Source organism: Fictibacillus solisalsi (assembly GCF_900103485.1).
Taxonomy (GTDB): Bacteria; Bacillota; Bacilli; order Bacillales; family Fictibacillaceae; genus Fictibacillus_C; species Fictibacillus_C solisalsi.
In genome coordinates this window covers 2802773-2827851 of the sequence record NZ_FNHW01000001.1, presented here as the reverse complement: position 1 = coordinate 2827851, position 25079 = coordinate 2802773, and the positions used below count along the sequence as shown (strand labels likewise).

Below are 25079 nucleotides of genomic sequence, written 5' to 3'. Positions count from 1 at the left end.
AACTCTATAAAAATTAATAATTATGGGAGTGGGCCATACATGGGAGAAAAATATTATATTGGTGTGGATATCGGAGGAACAAACGTGGAAAGTGCCCTTTTTACTCCGGATGGCGCGATTCTTGCGAGCCGGGAATTTCCCACACAGGACTATGTGGATTCGGGTGTCCTCGAGGAACTGGTCAAACAGACAAGAGAGATGGCAGAGGAAAAAAATATCCCTTGGGCATCCATAGCAGCTGCAGGCATTGGGGCACCTGGCGTAATCGACCCTGCTAAAGGAATTGTGTTTAATGCACCCAACCTGAAATGGAAGGATTATAAATTGAAACAGGAAGCTGAGGCTTTATTTGGTGTTCCGGTTTATGTAGATAATGATGTGAATACAGGGTTATTGGGAGAAGTCTATTACGGAGCTGCAAAAGGAAAAGAAAACGTTCTGCTGTTCATGATCGGAACAAGCATCGGAGCTGGCATGCTGGTGAACGGACAAATTTACAGAGGCGCACACTGGGCGTCAGGGGAAGTAGGGCATATGATTAGTGACCCTGAGGCAGCTTCTGGAGGATTCGCTCCCATTAGAGAAGGCTACGGATTTTTGAGCAGCAAGATGGGAGGCGTCGCCATTGCCCATCATTACAAGGAAGCGAAACTGCTCGAAGGTGATCTTTCGGAAGAACAACTTAAAGATATTAGTACAACAGACGTTTTCAGGCTGGCGGATGAAGGTGATAAACTTGCCAAAGGCATCATCCGCGAAGGAATCATTCACATGGGGATGGCCATTGTCAACGCAGCCGCTCTTCTCAATCCGCAAATCATCGTTCTGGGCGGAGGAGTCGCGTTATCGGGCAAGTGGTTTATTGGAAAGATCAGAAGCATGCTGGAAGAGTTTGTTCCATGCCCGACAGAACTGGAACTGGCAGGTTTGGAGGACCAGTCTGCGATTTACGGAGCATTAGCGCTTTGCCAGGTGATGCATAAAGAAGAAGTGGAAGCAGGAAAGTTTTAACGAGGCAGAGAATGTTAATAAAAACAGAGAAATGCGCCGTTTTGATGAAAACGGCGCCTGTTTCGTGTAAACTACTATCGTAGAAGAGAGGATGAAAAAAATCTCCTTTCAGGAAAGGAAATTACAATGAATAAGGTAGCTATTATTACTGACAGCACTGCCTACATACCAGAGCACGTAAGAAAAGAAAAAAACATTGTAATGATTCCGCTCAACGTTATTTTTGGCAATGAAACGTACAAAGAAGAAGTGGAACTCAAAAAAGATGATTTTTATGAGATGGTAGGCAAGGGAGGCGACCTTCCGAAAACGTCACAGCCATCGATTGGTGAATTGGCGGATATGCTTGAGGCTTTATCCAGGGATTATGATGAAGCGGTCATGATTACATTATCCAGCGGCATTAGCGGTACCTATCAAAGTGCATTGAGTGTTGCGGATATGGTGGAAAACATAAAGCTCCATGTGTTTGATTCTGAAATCAGCTGTGCCCCTCAGGCCCATTACGCTTATACTGCGGTGGATATGGCCAGTGATGGTGCGGACGGAGCGCAGATCATGGAGAAGCTGAATGAAATCAAGTCGTATGGAATTCCAGCTTACTTTGTGGTGGATGACCTCAATCACTTGCACCGGGGCGGACGAATGAATGCGGCTCAGCTATTAGTCGGAAACCTTCTTCAAATCAAGCCGGTCCTTCACTTTCAGGATAAAAAGATTGTTCCTTTCGAAAAGATCCGTACAAAGAAAAAAGCGATCGGGCGGATTCATCAATTGATGGAGCAATCCCTCAGTCCGGATGAAGCCTTCCACGTCAGCGTAATCCATGCCCAGCGTGAGGAAGAAGCAAAAGAAATCGCAGCTGAAATTCAGAAAAAATACCCGAACGCGAATGTTGCTGTTGATTATTTTGGTCCGGTTATCGGCACCCATCTCGGAGAAGGCTCGCTCGGCATTACTTGGATGAAAAATTAAATCATCACACGGAGGGATTTTTATGAAAATTCCTTACCAACAGGAGACACCAGCATGAGGTTTGTCTCCTTTTTTGTTGATGGGAAAAACAGGATAGCTCCCGAACCATTGGCACCGCGCCACCACCATTCTATTTCCACTTCCTTTTACAATCTTCACAATGTTGATCCGCCCCCTTTGAATGAAGGCTACTCTTTTAACACCACCCTTCAAGCAGAACTTGCCGGCAAACTCCTCTTATTGGATGAACTTTCACTCTCTTTAAATGAGGTACATGATCACTATGATCATGGCTATATTCGGTACAATAAAGGAATAGACAATGAACAGGGAAAGTGGAAATGCAACCGGTGTGGAAACAACGAACCCCGTTTGTTCGCCTCTTTTTCCTGCTATCGCTGCAAGGAAATGCAATGCGTCTACTGCCGAAATTGTATCATGATGGGCCGGGTCAGCCAGTGTACACCGCTCGTTTCCTGGATCGGCCCCAGTTTGAACTGGAAGGACAGGAATTGTGAATCGGTATGGGAAGGTATGCTGTCATCCGCCCAAGAGAATGCTTCCCTGAGGCTGGAAGAGAAGATTGGCGTAAAAGATGAGCTGCTGATTTGGGCAGTGTGCGGTGCGGGAAAAACCGAAGTGCTTTTTCAAGGGATCGAAAAGGCGTTGAAGACTGGCCAGCGGGTCTGTATCGCCACTCCAAGGACAGATGTGGTTCTAGAGTTGCTTCCCCGGTTAAGAAAAGTGTTTCCCGGTGTTACTTTATCAGGCCTCTATGGAGGAAGTATGGATCATATGGACGGTGCCCAGCTTATCCTTTCAACGACTCATCAGTTGTTTCGTTTCCGTAAAGCCTTTGATTTGATCATTGTCGATGAGGTGGATGCCTTTCCGTTTTCCTATGATAAAACTTTGGCGTATGCCGTACAGCAGGCCCAAAAAGCAGAAGCACTGATCGTTTATTTAAGTGCAACTCCTGACAGGAAAATGAAACAACGGGCAGAAGATGGCAAGCTGCCATCTGTAAAAATCCCGAAGCGGTATCACGGTTTTCCACTGCCTGTTCCCCATTTTCTATGGTGCGGTCATTGGAAGAAAAAACTGAAGAAGAACAAGCTCCCAGGAAATGTGATGAACTGGATCAACCATCAGCTGGAGAGGAACAGGCAGGGGTTTCTTTTTGTGCCTTCAGTCCGAACGTTGGAACAAATTGTGCCGTTATTGAAGGAAATGAACCCTTTGATAGAAGGTGTTCATGCAGAGGACCCGGATCGAAAGGAAAAAGTAATAAGGTTTCGGAATGGAGAGACACCTATTCTGGTGACGACCACGATATTGGAACGCGGTGTTACGGTCCCGTTTACTGATGTGGCAGTCCTTGGAACAGAAGAGGAGATATTCACTGAAAGTGCGCTGGTCCAAATTGCCGGCCGTGCCGGTCGCAGCAAGGATGATCCTGCTGGAGAGGTGCTGTTTTACCACTATGGTAAAACCACTGCCATGGTACAGGCGAAGCGGCATATCGAACAAATGAACAGGGAGGCGGGTTTGTGAATTATTGTCTGTACTGCCATGAAGCATTTTATGAGCCGGTTAGCTGGCGATTTATAACCAGACTCTCGGAGGCGATGCCTTTCTGTGACGATTGCTCTTCATCCTTTGAGGCAATTAACGGGGAATTTTGTGGAATATGTGGAAGGTCATTCACCTTATTTCCCGAGCAATATCGACAGAAACACTGCTGCACCGACTGCATTCGTTGGGAAGAAGGCAAGGAATGGAGCGGAGTACTGACGAAAAATCGCTCATTGTATGTCTACAATGACTTTTTAAAACAAATCATCAGCATGCTCAAGTACAGAGGCGATGCCGAGCTCATCCAAGGGTTTAGGGCACCCTTCCGAAAGCTGTATAAACAGGAATTCAGAGGAATGCTGATTGTTCCTGTTCCGTTGAGTGTTGAAAGGCACTACGAGAGAGGGTTTAACCAGGCCCAGCTTCTGGCAGAGCTGCTGGGAGACGAAATAATTGTTCCTATAGAACGAATCATTCATGAGAAGAAGCAAAGCAAAAAGTCGAGAAAGGAGAGGTTGGATATCAAGGAGAACATCTTTCAAGCATCAAAGGAAGCAGAGAAAATAAAAGGAAAGAGCGTTCTTCTGATTGATGATGTTTATACGACAGGTGCCACCATCCGACAGGCGGCGAAAGTGATGCTAGAAGCTGGGGCTTTAGAGGTTTCGTCTATGACGGTGGGCAGATAGTGGCCCAATGCGAAATAGGTAAAAAGTGCCGGGGGATTGGCACTTTTTTTATTTATTGATCGCTTCGGCCGAAAGGAAGGGTGCGAACGAACTATCAAATTTTAATCTTAAACTCCGATATAACAGATAGAAGCTACAGAGGAGTGAACCTGAGTGAAAGAGTTAAAAAACTGCCCCAACTGCGGAAATCTGTTCGTTAAGCATCTCCGTGTGCTATGTGACACGTGTTATAAAAAGGAAGAGGCGATGTTTGAAAAAGTAGCCTCCTATATCCGAAAAAAGGAGAACAGGCAGGCAACACTGCATGAAGTTCAGGAAAGCACCGGCGTTCCTGAGGCGAAGATCACCTCGTTTATCCGGCAGGGAAGAATTCAGGTTGCGCATCTTCCCCATTTTTATTATGAGTGTGAGATGTGCGAGCAGCTGATCAATGAAGGACGGTTATGCCAATCCTGCAAAATGGAAATCAGAACAGAACTGGAAACCCGCCCAATGGAGAAAAATCATGAAAAATTAGGAAAGTCGTACCACCTTAAGTGATCATTGCTTCCTATTTTTTGTCCGAAAACTTCATCTCTCCCGTTTGAAGCCGATATAAAGAATAGTCAAGCAGAAGCTTTTATCCTGCAGAAGAGGTGTAACTTATGAAGATTAACAGCATCAATCACGTTAATATGAATCCATATACAAGGCAAAACCAGCCTTACTCTATGAAAAAAGAGGAAATGATGAACAAGAGTGATGAACTTCAAATCTCGACAGAAGCGAAAGAACTCCAATCCTCAAAGCAAATTTCAACCAGCAGGCAGGAAAAGCTTCAAGATCTTAAAGACAGAATCGAGGCCGGCCAGTATCATGCTGATCCGATGGAAGTGGCCCGAAAATTCTATGAGTACTGGAAAAACTAGGAGGAAATCATGGCATCCGCACAAATGATTCCCATGCTGCAAAAATTGCTTTATGTCCATAAAGAATTAAACCATCTTGCTGCAGAAAAAACGGACACCCTGAAAAAAGGGGACGTGGCTGCACTTGATGTCTTGCTTGAAAAAGAAAATGAGTATGTCAAAACGTTGAGAAACCTGGAAGAACAGAGAACCCAAACCAGTACACTTACGATGTCTAAGCTGATCGAACAGGCAGCACCAGAAGAAATACAACAGCTGCGACACCTTCAGGAGCAGCTGAAGAAAGAATACCTGTTGTTAAAACAGCAAAATCAATTGAATCAACAATTGCTGCACCAATCCCTGCAATTTGTGAATATGTCGATGAATATGCTGATTCCCGAGCCGGAAAAACTGACCTACAGTTCGTCAAAAGCAAACGGATATACAGGAGCAAGCAGCATTGCGTTATTCGATTCAAAAGCCTAGAACGGAGGAACATTCATGGTATCAACATTTCACGGACTTGAAACTGCCAGGCGGGGAATGACAGCTCAATCGTACGCCCTTCAAGTGACCGGACAGAATATCGCCAACGCCAATACAACGGGCTATACAAGGCAGCGGGTGAACTTTAACCAGACTGAGCCTTACCCTGCTCCTTCCCGAAACCGGCCGCAAATCCCCGGACAAATGGGAACCGGTGTCGAAGCCGGCTCCATCCAGCGGGTAAGGGAAGACTTCCTGGATGTACAGTTCAGGGGTGAAAATACAAAATCCGGCTACTGGGGAGCACGGAGCGAGGCGCTCGAGAAAATGGAAGATATCATGAATGAACCAAGTGACAATGGTTTGTCAAAGACGCTGGACCAGTTCTGGCAATCCCTTCAGGATCTTTCATCCAACCCGGGAGATGACGGAGCCCGCTCGGTCGTCCGCCAGCGCGGTGTGGCCGTCGCAGAAACCTTTAACTATCTATCAAACTCACTTACTTCCATTCGTGATGATATAAAAAGCCAGGTTGATGTTTCGGTCAATGAAGTGAATTCGATTGTTGAACAGATCGGCGGCATCAACCAGCAGATCAGTGAGATCGAGCCCCACGGCTACCTGCCGAACGATCTGTATGATGAAAGAGACCGTCTCGTCGACCGTTTGTCCCAGCTCGTAAATATCAAAGTTACAAAGACTCCTAGCAGTGATACCTCATCCAAGCTTGCGGAAGGAAACTATACCATTGAATTAATGGATTCTTCCGGAGCCTCATTAGGAAAGCTGGTGGACAGCAACACGTCCATTCAAAAGCTAGGAATCTCGGAAAGTGAAGGCAACATCTCCGGTTTTACTTTAGGCGGTACCTCTATTGCCTCAACAAATGTAGGCGGAAAGCTGGAAGGAATGACATCCGCCTATAACAACGATTACCCTGAGATGCTGAATCAGCTGGATCAGTTGGCGTTTGATTTTGCCAGGGAATTTAATGAGGTTCATCAAAACGGCTGGAGCCTGAATGATATCAACAATAACACACAAAGCCAGCTTGATTTCTTTACAGTCGGCAGTGAGGCAAAAGGTGCCGCCAAAGGGATCAAGGTTTCAACCTCCATCATGGATGATCTGAAAAATATCGCCGCTGCATCCACACAGGCGGCAGGCGACGGTAAGAACGCCCTGAATCTGGGCAATGTGATGGATACGATGCAATTAAAATCAAAATATGCCAGCGCAATCGGCAAAATGGCCGTTGATGCCGAGCAGGCGAACCGGATGAGTGCAAACGCCGATACGCTTGCCACTTCGGTTGACCAGCGCCGCCAGTCCGTGAGCGGGGTATCATTGGATGAAGAAATGACGAACATGATTCAATTTCAGCATGCCTATAACGCATCGGCCCGTATGATTACAATGGTCGATGAGATGCTCGATAAAATCATTAACGGCATGGGGATTTCAGGAAGGTAGGTGACACACAAATGCGGGTAACACAAAGCATGCTGGCTGGAAACATGCTGCGCAACTTAAGCAGCAGCTATGAAAAGATGGGGCGCTTGCAGGATCAGCTTTCCACAGGAAAGAAGATTACGAGGGCATCACAGGATCCGGTTGTGGCTATGAAGGGGATGAGCTACCGCACGAACCTCACACAGGTCGAGCAATATAAGAGAAACTTTTCTGAAGCATACAACTGGGTGGAAAGCACGGATGCAGCTCTTGATAAAGCAACAAGCGCACTGCAGCGCATTCGCGAGCTTGCCGTTCAGGCATCCAATGGCACCTATGAAGAAAACCAAAAAGCTGCCATCGGTCAAGAAATCCAGCAGTTAAAGGAACATTTGGCTACGATCGCCAACACCCAAGTCTCCGGCAAGTACATTTTTAACGGAAATGATACAACCACTGCTCCTGTAACTATAGAAGACGGAATAGTGACAAAGGTTTCTGGAAACAAGAACGATGTAAAGATTGAGCTATCCAAGGGCATTCAGCTTGGAGTAAATGTTAAGGGAACGGAACTCTTCACAATGAGTGATCAACCTGGGCAGGGATTGTTTAGCGATTTGTCAGCCCTGGAAAAAGCACTGAACAGCCAGGATACGCCGGACGGTTATTCCAAGGAGATCGGTAACTTTCTGGGACTGCTCGATGGGCATATTACCAAAGTGGTGGCAGAGCGGGCAGAACTCGGAGCAAAAAGCAACCGCCTGGAGTTGATGGAAGACCGGGTGGATGAGCAGGAAGTGATCGCAAGCCGTATTCTTTCTGACAATGAGGATGCCGATATTGAACGCGTCATAACCGATATGAAATCACAGGAAAGCGTGTACCGTGCTGCTCTTGGCGTTGGATCACGCATTATTCAGCCGTCACTGCTGGATTTTTTACGCTAAAATGGAGCTATCTCTTGGATAGCTCTTTCTTTTTGAAGGAGGATACCCAATGGCCATTCCACAGCTAACGATGCAATCGACAAAAGCACAGATCTCCATTACAACGACTCCACCTGTCCAGGAAATTCAGCAGCACCCTGCAGATCTCAGCATCCAGCAGCCAAAGGCGGATCTTCGGATTGAAACAACGCCCGGTAAGCTTACGATTGATCAATCTCAGGCATGGGCGGATATGGACTTGAAGCCTGTTTCCAAGCGGATCGAGGAGTTTGCGCAAAATGGATACAACGATTGGCTTGAAGGGCTGGCTCGAATGGCAGAGCAGGGAGACCAGCTGATGAGGATTGAAGACGGCGGTTTGCCGATTGCTGATCAGGCGAAGGAAAACAGCGAAGACCCGATGCTCGATTTCAATATCGGGTTTGTTCCCTCGCCTTTTAGTGTAAAAACAAACTATGAACCATCGAAGGTCAATATCGACTGGCAGGTCCATAAGCCGGTGATAGAAGCGACCATCAATCGTCCGCAGCACAGCTACAAACCGGGCGAGGTCCACACGGAAATGAAGCAGTACCCAACATTAATGATTCAAATAGCAGAACCAAAAATCAATCAATTAAAATAAAGTGGTGAAAAAATGAAGCTGAAAACAAAATTTCATGGAGAAATTGAAATGGAACAAAGCAACATCATTACCTTTGAGCATGGCATTCCCGGATTTGAAGAGGAAAGGGAGTTTATTATTCTTCCGTTTGAGGATACACCTTTTTCTATTCTACAGTCTGTAAAAACAGCTGAACTTGCATTTGTGACAACTGATCCGTTTATGTACTTCAAAGACTATGATTTTACGCTTCCCGATTCAGTAGTCGAAGGTTTGGAAATCAAGGAACAGCAGGATGTGTTTGTTCAGGTGATCGTAACGCTCCGGGACGAATTGTCAAAGTCTACTGCTAATCTGCAGGCACCGGTTGTGATTAACAAGGTAAACAACCAGGGGAAACAAGTTGTGTTAAACGACCGCAATTATACGCCAAGGCATGAATTATTTGCCGAAGCAGCGGCAGAGCGGGGTGTGTAGAAATGCTCGTACTGACAAGAAGAACAGATGAAGCGATCAAGATTGGTGACGATATAGAGATCACCATTATAGGGATTGAAGGAGATCAGGTAAAGCTTGGGATCACTGCCCCCAGTCAGGTGGAGATCCATCGCAAGGAAATTTATCTTTCCATCAAACAGGAAAACAGCGATGCGGCGAATACCAGCCTGAATATCATGGATCAATTAAAGGCACTCAAAAAATAAAAAACTATTAAACATTTAAGCCCTAAAGACGATATTAAAGGTAAGCAAACGAGAAAGATGTTTGACGGCCGCAATCGTCTTTTTTGTTTGAAAACACATCCAACCACAAGGACGTGGGCGGGGCACATTTCAAGGAGGAAAATTAAATGCAAATCAATCACAATATCGCAGCGTTGAACACATTCAACAAATTGAACAGCGCTTCTAATGCGCAATCTAAATCTATGGAGAAGTTGTCTTCAGGACTTCGCATTAACAAAGCTGGGGATGATGCTGCGGGGTTGGCAATTTCAGAAAAAATGCGTTCTCAAGTACGAGGATTGGATCAAGCTTCACGAAACGCACAAGATGGAATTTCTTTAATTCAAACTGCTGAAGGTGCATTGAATGAAACACATGATATTCTTCAACGCATGAGAGAACTTGCTGTACAATCTTCTAATGATACAAATACTGATGATGATCGTGCACAACTTCAAAAAGAAACTAATGAATTAGCAAAGGAAATTACTCGAATTTCTAATCAAACAGAGTTCAATACCAAAAAGCTCATTGATGGCCAAGGGGCGAGTTCGTTAAAATTTCAAATTGGTGCCAATAAGGATCAAATGATGGATTTATCTATCAAGGCCATGGATGCTTTCTCCTTAGGAGTACATGATGCGGCCGATACTACTGCGGCAGCTGCAACTACTGCGGGTGGAGATGCAGTTGTTGGAAAAGGTATCAATATTTCAGTTGCTGGAACTGGAACTACAGCGGCCGAAGAAGCTTCAGCTGCTATTAAAACAATAGATTCAGCAATTAAAAAGGTTTCAGATGAGCGTTCCATGTTAGGTGCAAATCAAAATAGATTAGAACACACTATTAATAACCTGAGTACTTCTTCTGAAAACCTAACTGCTGCTGAGTCTCGTGTAAGGGATGTCGACATGGCGAAAGAAATGATGAACCAAACAAAGAATTCTATTCTTTCTCAAGCAGCACAAGCAATGCTGGCCCAAGCCAACCAACAACCACAAGGAGTTCTTCAACTTCTTCGTTAATCTACTTAAAAAAGACCCTGGTACTTTCCAGGGTCTTTTTTCTTTTCCTTCAATTCCTCCATTGGTCCTACCTTCACCGCCTTCAATTTTTCGCATTTTCGCCGATACATTAAGTAGAAACCAAATAGGAGGAGTTCTAGTGAGTATTAACCCGATTTCTTCTGTTACGCTTGTCAATCCTCTATATAACCGAACACAGGGCGAGCCGCAGTCCCAACCAAAGGAACTGACATCACAGGAAAATGGCTCAACTCAACCAACCAAAAAGGAACTCCATGACATTATTAACGGGATCAATAACATGCTGATTCCCTCACATACGTCATCCAAGTTCGTTTTCCATGAAAAGCTGAACGATTATTATGTTCAGGTGGTGGACGACCAGACGAATGAAGTGGTACGAGAAATCCCTTCCAAGAAGTTTTTGGACATGTATGCCGATATGCTCGATTTTATGGGGATATTCGTAAATCGAAAAATTTAAGCGAGGTGAAGTGAATGAGTACATTGCGCATCAGCGGCCTGGCCAGTGGAATGGATGTGGATTCCATGGTGAAAGAAATGATGAAGGCTCAGCGCCTGCCGCTCGATAAATTGAATCAAAAGAAACAGATCCTGGAATGGCAGCGGGATGACTACCGGTCGATGAATACACTGCTTTCCACCTTGAAGGATCTGACCTTCTCCATGAAGTTAACGTCATCCTACCGGGCAAGAACGGTCACTTCATCAGACGAAAGCAAAGTGACAGCAACCGCGAGCTCAGCCGCCAATCAGGCATCATACAACATATCTTCGGTTGAAAAGCTGGCCAGTGCGGCAACAAAGGTGAACGGGGGTTCACTTTCCAAATCAGCTTCTGACAAAATTGATGCCAATGCCGGGCTTTACGATCAAATGGCAAAGTTCTCGAGCTATGCCGACGGTACAAGCACGGGGTTTGACTGGAAGCAGGGAAGCATTGAAAAGGAATCGATTAACGTCACCACTGCAACAGATACAGTCCAGCTGAAACAAGCCAATCTTGACAGTTCACTGCTCTCCAGCAGCATTATCAAAGTAAACGGTAAGGACTTTCAGGTAGTAGATTCGTTAACAGATCCGAAAACACCAGGACAGGTCATGGTCGGCCAGGACGGCAGGCTGACGTTCAGCGAGCAGCTGGCACCAAACAGCTCAGTGTCTGTTACTTATTTCACGCCTGACCATACAGACACCTTTACAACATCCGGAGAAACAAAAGATTTTCAACTGACGAAGTCCTCCATCGCGCAGGGATCTTTATCTTCCGTAACCGTAGAAAAAGCGGATGGAACCAAGGATACCTACAATATTGTGACGGATAAAAGCCTTCTAACGAGTGGCTCCAACAATGTGTATGTGGACGAAAAGACAGGCAAGCTTTCATTTGCTGACAATATTGAAAAGGATGCAAGGGTTTCCGCGACCTACAAAGAAAACTTTTTCACCTTTGGCATTCAAACCTTTAATGATGAGGGAAAAGCGGTCAACCAAACCTTTGCGGTCAATGGAGCCACCTCTTTAAATACAGTCATCAATCAAATCAATTCTTCCTCTGTCGGGGTAACGGCGTTTTATGATACGCAAACCGACCGGATGACCCTGACACGGTCCCAAACCGGGAACTTCAATCCTGCAGGGAATGAAATCATTACAGCAGGTGCATTTTTAACGTCCGCGGCCCGTTTTGATGATACGGCGACAGAGAGCGGGGGAGAGAATGCAGTATTCACGGTCAATGGGCTGAGAACCGAGCGGAACTCCAATACGTTCGCCATGAACGGCGTTACCTTTACCTTAAAGCAAACCTTTGACACAGGAACAGTTTCCCTTGCGGTTGGAAATAATGCGGATGATGTGGTAAAAACCATCAAAAACTTTGTCGATAAGTACAATGAGACGATATCAAAGATCAAAGACAAGGTCTCGGAAGAACGATACAGAAGCTATCAGCCGCTTTCAGACGAGGAACGTCAAGGAATGACCGATAAGCAGGCAGAGCTTTGGGATGATAAGGCGAAGAGTGGATTAATTAAAGGTGACTCTGTTCTTACCTCGGCATTAACTGAAATGCGCCAAAACCTGTATGCGACGGTAACTGACAGCTCGATCAGTTCAAATTACAATCAGCTTGCGAAAATCGGGATTACAACAAGCGCAAATTACCTGGAAGGCGGAAAGCTCGTTCTTGATGAAGCGAAATTGAAGAAAGCGATCGAGGATGATCCGTCATCCGTGGAAAAGCTGTTTACTGCAACAAGCAGCGTTAGCAGTGAAAACGGATTGATGCAGCGGATGTATGACACGTTAACGAAATCGATCAACCGTGTAAAAGATAAAGCGGGATCGTCTTTGCTTGTAAACAATCAGTTTGTGATCGGAAAGGAATTAAATGATTTGAACACAAGAATCGATGCCTTCAATAAGCGATTGTCGCAAATTGAAGACCGTTACTATAGCCAGTTCACGGCTATGGAGCAGGCGATTCAGCGTTCGAACCAGCAAAGCACGTACCTCTCCCAGTTTTTTAGCAGCTGATTCTAACACCCAATAAAGGAGTAAGATCATGAGTTTACCCAATCCGTATCAATCGTATCAGAACAACTCGGTTCAAACGGCATCGCCTGGTGAACTGACGCTGATGCTCTATAACGGCTGTTTGAAATTTATCCAGCTTTCAAAACAAGCCATTCAACATAAAAACATCCAAGAAAAGAATACGAACTGCCTGAAAGCACAAAAGATCATTCAGGAGCTGATGGTGACCCTGAACATGGATGCTTCGGTCTCCGGCACACTTTTGCCGATGTATGATTATTTGAACCGCCGGCTGATTGAAGCTAACATTCAAAGCAATGTGGAGATTTTGGATGAGGTGGAAGGTTTTGTGAAGGAATTGCGTGATGCGTGGAAGGAAGTTATCCAGATTAACCGCCGACTGCAATATGGCCAGGGTGGTCGTGTCTGATGGGAACCATTTCACGTCTTCTCGAAATCACCCAGCAGTTGAGCGCTCATGTTATGAAAGGTCTTCCGAAAGACGACCGCGAGCTTTACATTCAACGTGTGAATGAACTTCTCGATCAGCGGGAAGCCTTTCTGGAGGAAATTCCGGCCCATTTTACCGAGGAAGAGAAGCGCCAGGGACTTGCCATCCTTCAACTGAATGAAGGCTTTGAGCCGGAACTGGATCGTCAACTGAAGGAAATTAAAATGGACATTATGCTGATGAATCAAAAGAAAACCCAGTCGGCGCACTATGCCAATCCGTATGCCTCGGTTTCGGGTGACGGGATGTTTTTTGATAAAAAGAATTGAACATGAAAAAAAGAGCAATGACCCCAATGGCCGTTGCTCTTTCTCTTATTGGTGGTTTACGAGGTTCACATGATCTGCTTTTCCATCTTTGCCCATGATAAATTCCAGTTCAAAATCACCGGTTTCATAAATGTAGCTCGTTTCTCCCGTGTTTGGAAGGTGACGGATGTGGTCCGCGCTTCCAATTTCTTCACCGAGCATTTTCACGGTAATACCGCCGATGCTGTGTTCACGCTCAACATTGGTTCCCAAGTTCCGGATTTCTTTAAGGACGTTGTCTTTGTCATAAGATAAGGCATATCCCGGATTTCCCATTTCGGCATGATAAATCTCAAAGTCGCTGTTTCCTGAAATAGGCGTGCCCGGCGGTCCCCATTTTTCATGAACGTCCGCCTTTGTTGATTTCCCGATATAAAAGTCGAACGCATTGTTCGGGAAGTGGCCTTCATAAGCACTGTAATAGGTGGTGTTCAGCTTTTCTGCAGCATCCTTTTTGGCAGTGCTCTGGTCTGACGCGGTGGAAGAAGCAGCATGTGCTGTGTCGTTAAAGGAGATCATGCCTGTTCCTAAAACGGAGCCCGTGAGCAGTGAAGCAGTCATCAGTAAATTTGCTCGTTTTTTCGGTAACATTGTATCCCTCCTATAGATCGTTTCTTCCACGTTTGTTAAAAATTGAAACTTTAATTTACTGCCCGTTCCACCAGTCTTGCGTAGGCGAGTGCACCTTCTGGTTTAAGATGCACTCCATCTTCATAAAAATAAGATGATTGACCGTTGCTCGCCTGGTTCCAATTGACAAGCTTCGTGTGCGGATGATGGGAAGCTACTTCCTGAATGGTTTGGTTGACTTCTTTTTCCCATGGACGCGGCACCTTGCTGTTAATAAGGACAATGTTCTTATCCTTGCCTGCATCATTCAGTACACTGATCAGCTGTTGTTTAGAGAAAGGGCCATTTGTTCCGAGTCCAATCACAATGGTATCACCGAGACTGCCCTTTGCCTTCATCTGATCAATGACTTTTGGTGCGTCTGTCAGCTGTCTTCCGATTTTTGCATCCACCGTGGCATCCGGGAATTTTTTCTTCAGATAAGGAGCAACATTGACCATGACGGAGTCGCCAATAACTGTAATTCTGTGCTCTTCTTGCTTTGGAGCAGGTGAAGGCTTCGGATCCTTTTCAGGGTGCTCCTTTTCAGTATGTGATGGTTTTTTCTTAGGTGTTTCTGGTACAGGATGAACATATTTTTGAGCTTCCTTTTTCTCCTGCGCAGCTTCAAGTTTTTGAATGCCGGGCACAACAACCGTATATAGCATAATCAAAACAGCTACGGCTGAGCATCCGAGAATGGATTTCTGAAATAGGGTGGCCCTTTTCCATGAAAATCCTGTTACTGCCCGTTTTTCTTGACCCGTAATTAATGCACTTCGCCGCACAGGCTCTTCGATAAAGTGCCAGGAAATGGTTGCTAAAAGAATAATTATCCCAAACTGTACCCATCCAAGCCAAGATGCGTGCTCTGCCGCCTGTGACGGTTGGGTGAGCACAATAACCGGAAAGTGCCATAAGTAAATACCATATGAGCGGACACCGATCCAGCGAAGCGGCTGCCACCCCATGATAGCCCCAAGCTTGCTTGCGGGGTGGGCTAGGGCTGCGACAAGAAGAGCCGTACATATGGATAGCAGCACCATGCCGCCCCGGTACAAAAAGGAATCAAACTGGCTGGTCAGCATAATCAGCAGCAGAATACCAACAAGGCCAACGGTTCCTGAAATGTCCAACGCAATCCTGGGTTCTCTTGGCAGATGAATGGAAAGCTTTCGGCTTGGCCAGATCAGAGCCAGTGTCGCACCAATGAGCAGTGAAAAAGCTCTCGTATCGGTTCCATAGTACACACGGCTTGGATCCTGTCCGGGTGTATAAAGAACTGCCATCAAAACGGCAGAGAGTACTGCAGCTCCAAGAATGAACCGCAGGATGACTTTTCGAATGCCAATAAACCGTAAGCCAGTCAGAAGCAGAAGCGGCCATATTAAGTAGAACTGTTCCTCTACCGCCAGGGACCAGAGATGGTTAAGTGGTGACGGCGGTCCGAATTGGGCAAAATAGGAGACTTTATGAAAAATAAGCCACCAGTTGCTTACATATAAAAGAACAGAGAGCACGTTTCCCCAGAGGTCCAGTAAAAAGGAACGCTCAAACATGAGGATCCACACGATAACAATGAACAGCATGGAAAGCAATGCCGGAAGCAGCCTTCGTGCTCTTCTGATCCAGAATTTCCTGAAATCTATTTTTCCAGTCCTGAGGTACTCGGTTGCAATAATGTCTGTAATCAAGTAGCCGGATAAAACGAAAAAGATACCTACCCCAAGCAAACCGCCTGGCGCCCAGCCGAGATTCAAGTGATAGGCGATAACCGCCAGCACTGCCAATGCTCGTAGCCCGTCTATGCCGGGCATATACCTTTTATTTTTCTGGGTAGGCTCAGGCATGCAAATTCCCCCTAACCAAAAAAAGGTTGTTTCGGATATATGTAAACGCTGCTTCCGCTATATTTACTCTCTTCCTTTTTTGCGGAAAGCCCTTGTTGATCAACATCATCGTTCTCCCTTCACAATAAGCATGTCTTATAATCTCCCATAATAGTTTAGTGCTTTTTAGAGAGGATGGAAACAAACCGAATCTACTATTTCGACAAACGCATTTGCTAAAAACTGCCGAAGTACAGGGGAATATTTCCTATTCTCAACTATAGTTCAATTGGTTTTTGACATTCAAGGATTATAATGCCCATCCAACGGGAATGAGAGAAATGTCATGTGTAACAGGTAAAAATATCTAAAAGATGAAAGAAATTGGTAAAAACGACTAGTACATAAGGCGATATTCCTTCTTTAAATAGGAAGGTAGAGAAAAGGCAGGCGGTGAAACGGATGTTATTTGCTAAGCAAAGGTACAGAATGCAGGCAGAAATGCTCGACTTTTATTCAGGAAAAGTATCCGAATTCATGAACCAGCTGGATCAGTTGGGAAGAGAACGGGCACATGTTCTCACAAAGACCCAGAGCTGGGAGAGCAAAAGCAAGAAGACCTACCAGCAGATTATGTCGGAGGCAGGAAGCACTCATTATTCAGCAACGGGAACGGGAGAACAGCTAAAAGAAGCATTGAAACGGGAAGCGAATCGTTTAAGGCAGTTTGCAAATGAACTGGAAATGAAGGAAAAGCTGGAAGGGGCAAAAAAACTTGAAGAAGAAAAAAAGAATCATAGCCCTAGATAATTTTGTTTTACTACATAGGTTTTAAGAAAGGAAACAAGGAGTTATCCATGGAAACGCGGGACATTTACGATTATGTGAACACTATGTTTGAATCCAACTGTAAGGTTCCGGTTCTTGAATATTTTAAAAGAATGGAATGGCAGCATGAAATAGAGAACGGTTCATATTGTAACATCAGCCTTAGGAATATGTCTCTAAGGCTTTTTAATTTTCTCTAATTTCTCCGTCATTTGTAACCATTTAATTTCCAAAAGTGATGTATAATGTTGAGGATACATAAAATGAATAAGGATTCATCTGCTGAAAGATGAGGCAAAGAGAGGTGTGACATGAAGGGTCCAGAAATCATTAAGGACTTATTCGAACTAAAAGAAAAGGGATATATACAGTATGACGATTATTTAAAAGTGGTTGAAGGGATCAATCGCTATGAAAAAGATCAGCGGCACATCGCTGAAGGAAAAGAACCTTCTATACAGACGAGGGGGGAACAAGAGCCACAGTTTGAGAAAGATAAGGACCTTGTTTACCCGATTCAACAACCCATTCTCTCCAGTACTGCGCCGGCTGCCGGGCCTTTGCCAAAGCCAAGACCTGTTCCCACAGCTCCTCCAAAACCAGCGCTGACGGCTGAACAAAAACGGGAGCGCAACCTGACCCTGCTTATGGCAGCAGGTGTCATTCTGTTGTTGATTGGCGGCCTTACGCTGGCTACCAGCCAATGGGATGTGTTCTCGGCGTTGGCCAAAACGATGCTTGTTGGTGGAATTGCGGCTTTGTTTGGCGCATTGGGAGCTCTTTCTCAACACGTGCTTCACATTAAAAAGACAGCGTTTGCCTTTTTTGTGCTCTTTGCGCTCTTTCTGCCGATCACGATCTTATCCGCAGGATTTTTTAAACTTTTTGGCAGCTGGCTGAGTTTTTCCGGAGGCGGGAAGTATGTCCTGGGTGCTATTACAAGCCTGGTATGTCTGCCGATTTATTGGAAATTTGCCAAGTCCTTCGGCTCCAGGCTGTTTGCCTGGTTTACGCTCATTGCTTCGGCCATCGGCTATGGATTTATTCTTCTCGCGCTTGGTTCAAAGAAGAATGTATTTTACTTTTTGTATGCACTTGGAAACGCGGCTTACATTTATCTGTATCATGTCAGGAAAACGAGGGACAGGAAAGAGATCTATCAAAAGGTGCTGCCGGTCTTTATTCAGGCGAACCTTATCTTATCATCCGTTCTCATTATTGTTTCTTTTGAGCAGCCGCTGTCCCAAAGCTTTAATTTAATTTTGACCGCTGCACTGTATTTGGCAATGAGAATGGTCAACAAGCGGGTGGAGTACGAACTGCTTTTTATGGCATTTATCTCCTACGGTTTGTACCAGCTCGTTGAACAGGCGGCAGGAGCCGGCTTGACGCTTGTCCTGATTCCTGTGGTGCCAGTTGTTCTGCTTGCGGTGGCGCGTTTTTCAAAGGGCAATTTGAAAAAATACTACCAGGTTGCCAACGCAGCCGTATCTGTCATTGCCTTTTTACTTGTAACAGGCAAAGGACTTATGCTTTCTGGAGGAGAAGGAAACGTATGGATGCTGCTGGGGTATCTGGTGGTTGCCGGAAACTTCGTTTATCTAAGCTACAGCACGGCGTTTCGATTGTTTCCGTACCTGGCGTCCTTTTATATTTTTATTGCGTCATCCGAGGTCTATCACATCACCAGTCCAAACGATATGAAGTATTGGGCGCTGGCCATTGGATTATCAGGACTGGTGACCTATGCGGCTGGTCAATGGATCAAACCTCTCCGGCGTTCAGGCTTGTTTGTCGGAGGAGCCTTTCTTCTGATCGGTTTTGGGTGCACCCTTATAATCCCGGAATATTGGCAGACGGCACTGCTATCGATAGTTCTGACAGGGATGGCAGCACGTCATTACCAGCTTGAAAAGGATCTTGCCAAAAAGATTGCAAGTGCAGGCGTTTCTGTCTTTGGCTTTTTTACAGGATTTTCAGCGGGGATGGCCTTGATCCCTGACCCGGACAGGGCCCTGTCAATCGGCATTGGAACCCTTCTTCTTGCGGCCCTTTATTATTGGGGAAAGAATGACAGAATCCTTGGTCAATATGCGTTGATAGGTGCCATCACTGCGTCGTTCATCAGCTTCCTGGCTTCGTTCAGTACGGATACCGATTGGATCCGGCTTTTATGCAGCGTGCTGTTTGCGGTTATGGTGTTTGCCGGTACACGCTATTTTAAGCAATACATTGGGTTTGGCATCGTGCAGTCGGGCTTGTTCTTTGTGTTTTACGCTTTCCTTCACTTGATTGCAGAACCCGTCAGTGAACGGCTCACGCTTATTATTTTGTCCGCTCTGCTGTTTGTTTCGGGAGAGGCATTAAAACGGGTGGACCGGCAAAGCCATCTTCCAACACTGGTGGTCAGCCAGGCGGCTCTGCTGTATTCAGTGTTTTATACGTTTATTACTTCAGGGGAAACCTTGCCATATTTTCTTCTTACGGTTCTATACGGACTGTATGTCTGGCGCTCTGTCCATGAATCAGAATTAAAATACAGCCTGTATGCGGGACTGACCGTTTTATCCATGGCATTCGGTTTTACTGTAAACGAATGGTTCCCTAATGAGATTCGTTTGTTGTACAGCCTGGTGCTGCTCGCCGCTTATTTTGTTGTTTCATCGGTTTGGAAGGAACGGCTACGATGGTATATTGTTCCGTTTTCAATTCTGGTCATGGCCGAGTATCTTGCGGATTCGTATTATGCAGGAGAGGTTTTGCCTCTGTGGTTTTATGTAGGGGTAGTCCTTGTATTCATGGCGTTCTTCCACTCTCTTAAAGGAAATTGGAGAATTGCTGTGGCGTTCCCGTTAATCTATTTTTGGCTGATGATGGCCAACATGATTGACCTGTACAGCTTATCCGCACAACTAAGTGCGCTTGTCTGGTATGCGATTGGGCTTCTGTTCACAGCTGTAGGAATGTTTATCTATGAAAAACTCTATCATCCTGAAAACGGTGAAAAAGTAGATTTGTACGGAATTGCAGGAATCATCTATGTGTGGACCGGCTGCCTGCAGGCGGTAGAGTGGGTGTTTATTGGCGGGCTGTTCTTGGTTTGGGTGCTGCTGTACCATCATTCCAAACGGATTGCAGCTTTTCCGATGGTTCAAAAGAGCCTTCAAACCGTTTCTTTGGCGGTCGGACTGCTAACCTACTACACGATTCTTGATATGTTTCAGGTTCCAAGTGTAATCATCACAGAACTTTATGTGCTTCCATGGATTCTATTAAGCTATTTAATTACGCGAAAAACGTGGAACCTGAACGAAAAAGCGATCATGATTGTTCAATATAGCCTCATATGCCTGATTTCCATCATTTTGATGCTGGATGCCATGTACAGCTACAAAATTGCCGATGCCGTCATTTTAGGTTCTCTCGCTGTACTCAGCATTCTGTATGGATTTATATCCAAGCAGAAAAGCTATTTCTTCAGCGGTCTGATTGTGCTCATTGTCAATGTGCTCGTGCAGACACGCCCTTACTGGGGCAATATGCCTTGGTGGGTGTATCTCCTCATCGCCGGTATTTTGCTCATCGGGTTTGCGGGCTACCATGAGTTCAAAAAACAGAAGGGGATTGAATCTCCATCATTGAAAGAGCAGCTTCAGCGAAAATGGGGGACATGGTTTGGGGCCTGGAAATAAGGAAGAAGGACAGTTCCGTGTGAGGAACTGTCCTTTTTGTATCAGCGGATCCACCCGCCTGCTTCAAAGGCTTTCTATCATAAATAGCCTCCTCTAAATGAACGAGCTTTCTACCTGGTTGGCAGAGCAGTAGCATTCACTGGAGCGTTTGTATTGTTTTTTTCGGTAATAATAATCGCCAAGCTGTTCATAGCACATCCGGATATACATAAACTCATCTTTTTTCTGAAAGATAGGAAGGGCAATTTCTTCCAAAAATAGTTTGTAGTCTTCGTCGTTTCGGCGCCTTGAAACCTGAAATTGAAGAACTTTGAGCAGACAATAGGTTTCGTTAAGTTCTCCTTTTAACAGCTCAAGGCCCTTGGTGATCCAGCGGGTGGCATCTTCGGTTTCATTGAGCTGGAAAAGGTTGTTGGCCAAGAGATAGATGGTCAGTTCTCCGCCTTGCAGTTCATTGCGTGCATTCAACGATTTTAGAAAGTATTCAATGGCTTCCCAAGGTTTCTTCATTTTGTGATAGACGATTCCCATATTATGATAAATATGTATTCGTAAATGGCCGATATCCGGCAATGATTCAATGCCTTTAAGCGCTTTTTCAAAGTATGTAATGGCGGTGGAATGCTCATTGATCCGGTTATAATCAATCCCAAGGAGAATATAGCAGTCAATGACTTTCTTGAATTGAATGTTTTTATGAAATTCCTCCATCGCCCTTTCGGAATGGAAAATGGAAAGGGTGATTTTGCCCAGACGGCTGTAAATCAGGGCGAGCTGGTAATGGTATTCAGGTTCACTGACATAATCCTTTGCTTTTAAGTACAGCTCAAGTGCTTTTTGAAAATGCCCTTTTAAATATTCGTAAAGGCCGGAAAAATAAAAGTAGTAGGCTACTGTTTCTTTCGGCGTATATTCAATGTATTTTTCCGCTTGGGCCAGTTGTTCTTCCGCATTTTCGAATTCCCGCAACAAGAGATAGTGCCGGGTGGCGCACAAATGAAACATGGACAAGAGCTCAATATCCTTAATGCCCTTCATTTTTTTTTCGATATTGATGTAATGGTCCCTTGTGGCAGACCGCTTCCTCGCTTTTATGTCGTCATACCAGGTGTAGATTAATTTTCGTATTTCAGCGGTAGAGGAGGACTGCAGCAATTCGTCGTATTCTATGTTTAGTTTTTTGCAAAGCAACTCAAGGATTTCTTTGGAAGGAACAATGCTGTTGTTTTCCACTTTACTAAGATAAGGAACGGAACAAATCCCGGAAGTGAGTTGTTTTTGGGTTAGTTTACTTTTTTCTCTGAAATATTTGATCTTCTCTCCTCTAATCATAATCCACCTCAATCCCTCTTCATCCTTTTCATCATATCACATTAAATAACTGATTTTTCCTATTATACACATATTTGCGGGGCATTTGGCAGTCTTTTGTCAATAATTGGGGAGGTGGCAGGAAAAGAGAAGGAATATGCCATATTTCCTAGGAAATAGATTGGCGAATGCTGTTCTATTCTCCTGTTTTTCTCTGAGGGAACAGGAACTTTTGCTTTTAAAAAGAAATTAGGCATAAGGCAAATAAGGAGAGGGAGTGGGGTCCTTGAAAAAACGGGTTGGTATTATTGGCGGCGGAACGACTGGATTGCAGCTGGCTTATGCTTTAATAGAGGATTTCGATGTCACGATCATTTCTCACCGCACACCGGAACAGGTGCGAAGCGGGAGAATCATGTCCACGCAAGTCCATTTTGGCCCGGCACGTGAACGGGAAAAGAGGTTTCATATGCCCGATTGGAAGAGCGGGCATATGATTGAGAGCATTCACATAACGGTAGGGGACCAAAAGCTGTTTGCAGGCAGGCTGGAAAAGCAGGCATTATCTGTTGATCAGCGGCTTTCTTATTCAACGTATGCGGAGGATTTGGAGAGAAAGGGTGTTACGTTTCAGCAAAGAAAGATCATGGACCAGGACAGGGAGACATTAGTTGGAGAATTTGATCTTGTGGTGGATTGTACAGGAAAGAATGGTCCGATCTTTCCATTTCCAATTGAAAAAGAACTCACTCCGTTTCAGGTGCCACAGCGAAAATGCATTGTAGGCTACTTTAAGGGAGTTAAGCCGGTCTCCCCCTGTGGAGTGAGTGTAACGGTGATTCCGGAACTGGGGGAAATGTTTGAGATACCGGCTGAAGCAGAGTCCGGCCCGGTCACAATCCTGTTTATCACAGCTGTCCCTGCTGGTCCTCTTGATATGTTTAGAGGGATTAAAACTCCAGAAGCTTTTACGATTAAAATGAGGGAAGCGGTAGAGATGTTCTTTCCAGAGATTCACAGCCGCATTGTTGATGAACAGTTCGCGTTAAGTGATGAAAACGGGTTTTTACAAGTTGCCATTACGCCTGAAGTGAGAAGGCCTTATGTAATACAGGATCATCAACTCGTTCTGGGATGTGGAGACAGTGTGGTGCTGAACGATCCGATTACCGGACAAGGATGCAACTTGTCTTCCTTTTGTGCGGAGCAGCTGTCTGACCTGCTGGTCGAACATAAACATGATGACCAGTGGGGTGAAAAGCTGGGTATTTTATATTGGAATAGAATTAAGCCTTTCGTTAAAGAAGTAACAGAATGGACGAATGCGATGACCCAGCCGCTTCCCGGCCATGTTATTCAGATGCTGCTTGGCGGGGCACAGGATCAGGAAACAGCCGATCAGGTAGCTCGCTGGTTTGAAAATCCTTCGAGTGCCCATCAGATTTTTCTGGCAAAAGTGTAAAACAACAAAATTAGTGCCGATCTTCCATATAGAGGAGGAACGGCGCTTTTTTTGTCGTTTCTAGTCCAAACATCCCGAATGATTACAATTATTAGGAACTTAGTCTAGTACCTCCATCCTTCTTTGTTTTTTACAATAGAAACACAAGAGATTGAGCAGGCGGTGAACGTATGATTTTTGATAAGCAAAAATACCGGATGCAGGCTGAGATGCTGGACTGGTATTACGGTAAAGTTCAGGAGTCGATGCAAAAGTTGGACCAGCTGAGATGGGACCGAAACCGGGTATTGACCAAGGCTTCGAGCTGGGAAAGCAAAAGCAAAGCATCGTATCAGCAAATTATGTCGGAAGCGGCAAGCACCCACTTTGCTTCGGCAAGCCTTGGAGAGCAGCTAAAAGATGCGCTGCGTCGGGAAGCGGTCCGGCTGAGAGAGCAGGCCGATGAGATGGAGAGACAGGAGAAGCTGCATGAGTCGAATCAGAGTCACTCCCGATGAACTGGAAGACCTGGCTATAGTAAAAGAGGAATTTATTTACCTGCTATTTCATTAAATGGAGACATAGATTTTCGTTACAGATAAAAACAAAGCCCCGGAATCTTCTCACCTCCGGGGCTTCTCTTATTTCCTATTTAGCAAACTCTGCTTCCAGCGCCTTGACGATCTGCTCAACAGACAGGCCCTGGCCGCTCTGCACGGCAGCCAGGAAGGCACCTTCTACAAGCGGAACATCCTTGAATTGAATGTCCCGGTCACCGGTATATAATTCGAGGGCCATTTCGGCGTTCATGGTGGCAGATCCTATATCGGTTAGAATAATAGCGTCATCTGTAATGGAAGAGAAGGCTTTTTCGATTCGGGAGACATCAGTGCCGATTTTTCCGCCGTCAAGACCGCCGGCATTATGGATCTCCACATTGGCTGCCATCTCGGCAAGCAATTCTTTCAAACCGTCAGCTAATTTTTCACTGTGCGAAACAAGGATGAGGTTAACCATTCAGAACCTCCGTAATCTGGCGGAGCAGAATGGAACTGGACAATGCGCCAGGATCCTGAAGGCCTTTGGAGGCATCGCCGAAGTATGAAGCCCGTCCTTTTTCCGCTTTCAATTCTTTTGTATCTGCCAGCGCTTTTTCAATCACCGTCTCAAGCGGTTCATCGCTCTTAAGCGCATTGGTAAAGGGCTCCCACACGTCGAGCATGGTTTTCTGGCCGGCTTTGGATTTTCCGCGTGCCGCCACACCGTCCGCAGCCTCTTTAAATCCCTCGTATAATTCATCGCCCTCTACAGAACTTTTGCCGTTCCACTTGGTCGCGAATTTTACAAAGACAGTACCGAAAAGGGGACCGGATGCGCCGCCGACCGTTTTAATCAGTGTCATGCCCACAAGCTTGGAAAGCTCCCCAAGATCTGCAAAGGAATCTTTATCCTCCAGTTCTTTTTTAACGGCGGTAAATCCCCGTGACATGTTGATGCCATGGTCGCCGTCACCAATTTCACGGTCCAGGTCCGTCAGTTTATCTTTTTGCTTTTCAATTTGATCTGCGGTATTCAACAATGCGGTTTTTAGACCTTGTGTAGTCAGTTTCAT

General features: G+C 45.3%; 26 protein-coding genes. 21 read left to right on the top strand and 5 right to left on the bottom strand.

The genetic code is table 11. The annotated features are described in order from the left end of the window. Positions 1-39 precede the first annotated feature (39 nt). The 17 genes from BLT53_RS14490 to fliT all read left to right on the top strand — a co-directional run bounded on the left by BLT53_RS14490 (position 40) and on the right by fliT (position 13718). Positions 40-1011: an ROK family protein gene (locus BLT53_RS14490; RefSeq protein ID WP_170834355.1), complete on the top strand. Its 972-nt coding sequence runs from the start codon at positions 40-42 to the stop codon at positions 1009-1011. A 126-nt stretch (positions 1012-1137) separates the two neighbouring features. Beyond that, a complete protein-coding gene (locus BLT53_RS14485; RefSeq protein WP_090235792.1) occupies positions 1138-1986 on the top strand; it encodes a DegV family protein in 849 nt (282 codons plus the stop codon). Between the two features lie 54 nt (positions 1987-2040). Beyond that, on the top strand, positions 2041-3540 hold the full coding sequence (locus BLT53_RS14480) for an ATP-dependent helicase ComFA (protein WP_090235790.1): 1500 nt from the start codon (positions 2041-2043) through the stop codon (positions 3538-3540). Continuing rightward, entirely contained in the window at positions 3537-4250 is a 714-nt protein-coding gene (locus tag BLT53_RS14475) for a ComF family protein (RefSeq protein ID WP_090235789.1), read from the top strand. Before BLT53_RS14480 ends, BLT53_RS14475 begins: the two co-directional genes overlap by 4 nt. 153 nt (positions 4251-4403) lie before the next feature. Beyond that, on the top strand, positions 4404-4790 hold the full coding sequence (locus BLT53_RS14470) for a TIGR03826 family flagellar region protein (protein ID WP_090235787.1): 387 nt from the start codon (positions 4404-4406) through the stop codon (positions 4788-4790). A gap of 104 nt (positions 4791-4894) precedes the next feature. After that, the gene (flgM, locus tag BLT53_RS14465) at positions 4895-5158 is read left to right on the top strand and encodes a flagellar biosynthesis anti-sigma factor FlgM (protein WP_090235786.1); all 264 of its coding nucleotides are present in this window, start codon (positions 4895-4897) and stop codon (positions 5156-5158) included. 9 nt (positions 5159-5167) lie between these two features. Continuing rightward, positions 5168-5626 carry a flagellar export chaperone FlgN gene (gene flgN / locus BLT53_RS14460; protein ID WP_090235785.1) on the top strand — a complete coding sequence of 153 codons (459 nt, stop codon included), beginning with the start codon at positions 5168-5170 and terminating at the stop codon, positions 5624-5626. A gap of 15 nt (positions 5627-5641) precedes the next feature. After that, positions 5642-7099, top strand: a complete 1458-nt coding sequence (gene flgK, locus BLT53_RS14455) for a flagellar hook-associated protein FlgK (protein WP_090235783.1) — start codon at positions 5642-5644, stop codon at positions 7097-7099. Positions 7100-7110: 11 nt separating this feature from the next. After that, positions 7111-8025 carry a flagellar hook-associated protein FlgL gene (flgL, locus tag BLT53_RS14450; protein ID WP_090235782.1) on the top strand — a complete coding sequence of 305 codons (915 nt, stop codon included), beginning with the start codon at positions 7111-7113 and terminating at the stop codon, positions 8023-8025. 49 nt (positions 8026-8074) lie between these two features. Further along, complete coding sequence (locus BLT53_RS14445; protein WP_090235781.1) at positions 8075-8650, top strand: DUF6470 family protein; 576 nt, start codon at positions 8075-8077, stop codon at positions 8648-8650. Positions 8651-8662: 12 nt separating this feature from the next. Beyond that, a complete protein-coding gene (gene fliW / locus BLT53_RS14440) occupies positions 8663-9106 on the top strand; it encodes a flagellar assembly protein FliW (protein ID WP_090235780.1) in 444 nt (147 codons plus the stop codon). 2 nt (positions 9107-9108) lie between these two features. Next, a complete protein-coding gene (gene csrA / locus BLT53_RS14435; RefSeq protein WP_090235779.1) occupies positions 9109-9333 on the top strand; it encodes a carbon storage regulator CsrA in 225 nt (74 codons plus the stop codon). A gap of 146 nt (positions 9334-9479) precedes the next feature. Next, on the top strand, positions 9480-10379 hold the full coding sequence (gene hag, locus BLT53_RS14430) for a flagellin Hag (protein ID WP_090235778.1): 900 nt from the start codon (positions 9480-9482) through the stop codon (positions 10377-10379). Positions 10380-10518: 139 nt separating this feature from the next. Beyond that, positions 10519-10863: a flagellar protein FlaG gene (gene flaG, locus BLT53_RS14425; RefSeq protein ID WP_090235776.1), complete on the top strand. Its 345-nt coding sequence runs from the start codon at positions 10519-10521 to the stop codon at positions 10861-10863. 14 nt (positions 10864-10877) lie between these two features. Next, positions 10878-12938 (top strand): flagellar filament capping protein FliD, encoded by a 2061-nt coding sequence (gene fliD / locus BLT53_RS14420; RefSeq protein WP_090235775.1) that lies wholly within the window; start codon positions 10878-10880, stop codon positions 12936-12938. A gap of 28 nt (positions 12939-12966) precedes the next feature. Beyond that, positions 12967-13368: a flagellar export chaperone FliS gene (gene fliS, locus BLT53_RS14415; RefSeq protein ID WP_090235774.1), complete on the top strand. Its 402-nt coding sequence runs from the start codon at positions 12967-12969 to the stop codon at positions 13366-13368. Continuing rightward, entirely contained in the window at positions 13368-13718 is a 351-nt protein-coding gene (gene fliT, locus BLT53_RS14410; protein ID WP_090235773.1) for a flagellar protein FliT, read from the top strand. Before fliS ends, fliT begins: the two co-directional genes overlap by 1 nt. Before the next feature lie 45 nt (positions 13719-13763). On the opposite strand, the gene BLT53_RS14405 is transcribed toward fliT, so the two are convergent. Both BLT53_RS14405 and BLT53_RS14400 read right to left on the bottom strand, forming a co-directional pair. Further along, on the bottom strand, positions 13764-14348 hold the full coding sequence (locus BLT53_RS14405; RefSeq protein ID WP_090235772.1) for a YjgB family protein: 585 nt from the start codon (positions 14346-14348) through the stop codon (positions 13764-13766). Positions 14349-14398: 50 nt separating this feature from the next. Next, on the bottom strand, positions 14399-16216 hold the full coding sequence (locus BLT53_RS14400) for an acyltransferase family protein (protein WP_090235771.1): 1818 nt from the start codon (positions 16214-16216) through the stop codon (positions 14399-14401). Between the two features lie 441 nt (positions 16217-16657). On the opposite strand from BLT53_RS14400, the gene BLT53_RS14395 reads away from it, so the two are divergent. Both BLT53_RS14395 and BLT53_RS14390 read left to right on the top strand, forming a co-directional pair. Beyond that, positions 16658-17005: a hypothetical protein gene (locus BLT53_RS14395; protein WP_090235770.1), complete on the top strand. Its 348-nt coding sequence runs from the start codon at positions 16658-16660 to the stop codon at positions 17003-17005. Positions 17006-17334: 329 nt separating this feature from the next. Next, on the top strand, positions 17335-20715 hold the full coding sequence (locus BLT53_RS14390) for a hypothetical protein (protein ID WP_090235768.1): 3381 nt from the start codon (positions 17335-17337) through the stop codon (positions 20713-20715). Between the two features lie 93 nt (positions 20716-20808). Here BLT53_RS14390 and BLT53_RS14385 read toward each other — a convergent pair whose 3' ends face one another. Then, on the bottom strand, positions 20809-22059 hold the full coding sequence (locus tag BLT53_RS14385) for a tetratricopeptide repeat protein (protein ID WP_139168410.1): 1251 nt from the start codon (positions 22057-22059) through the stop codon (positions 20809-20811). Positions 22060-22312: 253 nt separating this feature from the next. On the opposite strand from BLT53_RS14385, the gene BLT53_RS14380 reads away from it, so the two are divergent. Both BLT53_RS14380 and BLT53_RS14375 read left to right on the top strand, forming a co-directional pair. Next, on the top strand, positions 22313-23488 hold the full coding sequence (locus tag BLT53_RS14380; RefSeq protein WP_090236905.1) for a styrene monooxygenase/indole monooxygenase family protein: 1176 nt from the start codon (positions 22313-22315) through the stop codon (positions 23486-23488). A gap of 170 nt (positions 23489-23658) precedes the next feature. Beyond that, on the top strand, positions 23659-23985 hold the full coding sequence (locus BLT53_RS14375; RefSeq protein ID WP_090235766.1) for a hypothetical protein: 327 nt from the start codon (positions 23659-23661) through the stop codon (positions 23983-23985). 130 nt (positions 23986-24115) lie between these two features. On the opposite strand, the gene dhaM is transcribed toward BLT53_RS14375, so the two are convergent. Both dhaM and dhaL read right to left on the bottom strand, forming a co-directional pair. Then, a complete protein-coding gene (gene dhaM / locus BLT53_RS14370) occupies positions 24116-24484 on the bottom strand; it encodes a dihydroxyacetone kinase phosphoryl donor subunit DhaM (protein ID WP_090235764.1) in 369 nt (122 codons plus the stop codon). Beyond that, entirely contained in the window at positions 24477-25079 is a 603-nt protein-coding gene (gene dhaL, locus BLT53_RS14365) for a dihydroxyacetone kinase subunit DhaL (RefSeq protein ID WP_090235763.1), read from the bottom strand. The genes dhaM and dhaL overlap by 8 nt, the downstream gene beginning before the upstream one ends.

Coding starts and splice junctions, on each gene's coding strand:
- BLT53_RS14480 (WP_090235790.1), top strand. CDS start 2,041: ATGAGGTTTGTCTCCTTTTTTGTTGATGGGAAAAACAGGATAGCTCCC.
- flgM (WP_090235786.1), top strand. CDS start 4,895: ATGAAGATTAACAGCATCAATCACGTTAATATGAATCCATATACAAGG.
- BLT53_RS14390 (WP_090235768.1), top strand. CDS start 17,335: ATGAAGGGTCCAGAAATCATTAAGGACTTATTCGAACTAAAAGAAAAG.
- dhaM (WP_090235764.1), bottom strand. CDS start 24,484: ATGGTTAACCTCATCCTTGTTTCGCACAGTGAAAAATTAGCTGACGGT.
- BLT53_RS14490 (WP_170834355.1), top strand. CDS start 40: ATGGGAGAAAAATATTATATTGGTGTGGATATCGGAGGAACAAACGTG.
- dhaL (WP_090235763.1), bottom strand. CDS start 25,079: ATGAAACTGACTACACAAGGTCTAAAAACCGCATTGTTGAATACCGCA.
- flgN (WP_090235785.1), top strand. CDS start 5,168: ATGGCATCCGCACAAATGATTCCCATGCTGCAAAAATTGCTTTATGTC.
- fliS (WP_090235774.1), top strand. CDS start 12,967: ATGAGTTTACCCAATCCGTATCAATCGTATCAGAACAACTCGGTTCAA.
- fliD (WP_090235775.1), top strand. CDS start 10,878: ATGAGTACATTGCGCATCAGCGGCCTGGCCAGTGGAATGGATGTGGAT.
- fliT (WP_090235773.1), top strand. CDS start 13,368: ATGGGAACCATTTCACGTCTTCTCGAAATCACCCAGCAGTTGAGCGCT.
- BLT53_RS14445 (WP_090235781.1), top strand. CDS start 8,075: ATGGCCATTCCACAGCTAACGATGCAATCGACAAAAGCACAGATCTCC.
- BLT53_RS14375 (WP_090235766.1), top strand. CDS start 23,659: ATGATTTTTGATAAGCAAAAATACCGGATGCAGGCTGAGATGCTGGAC.
- flgK (WP_090235783.1), top strand. CDS start 5,642: ATGGTATCAACATTTCACGGACTTGAAACTGCCAGGCGGGGAATGACA.
- fliW (WP_090235780.1), top strand. CDS start 8,663: ATGAAGCTGAAAACAAAATTTCATGGAGAAATTGAAATGGAACAAAGC.
- BLT53_RS14400 (WP_090235771.1), bottom strand. CDS start 16,216: ATGCCTGAGCCTACCCAGAAAAATAAAAGGTATATGCCCGGCATAGAC.
- csrA (WP_090235779.1), top strand. CDS start 9,109: ATGCTCGTACTGACAAGAAGAACAGATGAAGCGATCAAGATTGGTGAC.
- hag (WP_090235778.1), top strand. CDS start 9,480: ATGCAAATCAATCACAATATCGCAGCGTTGAACACATTCAACAAATTG.
- flgL (WP_090235782.1), top strand. CDS start 7,111: ATGCGGGTAACACAAAGCATGCTGGCTGGAAACATGCTGCGCAACTTA.
- BLT53_RS14485 (WP_090235792.1), top strand. CDS start 1,138: ATGAATAAGGTAGCTATTATTACTGACAGCACTGCCTACATACCAGAG.
- BLT53_RS14395 (WP_090235770.1), top strand. CDS start 16,658: ATGTTATTTGCTAAGCAAAGGTACAGAATGCAGGCAGAAATGCTCGAC.
- BLT53_RS14405 (WP_090235772.1), bottom strand. CDS start 14,348: ATGTTACCGAAAAAACGAGCAAATTTACTGATGACTGCTTCACTGCTC.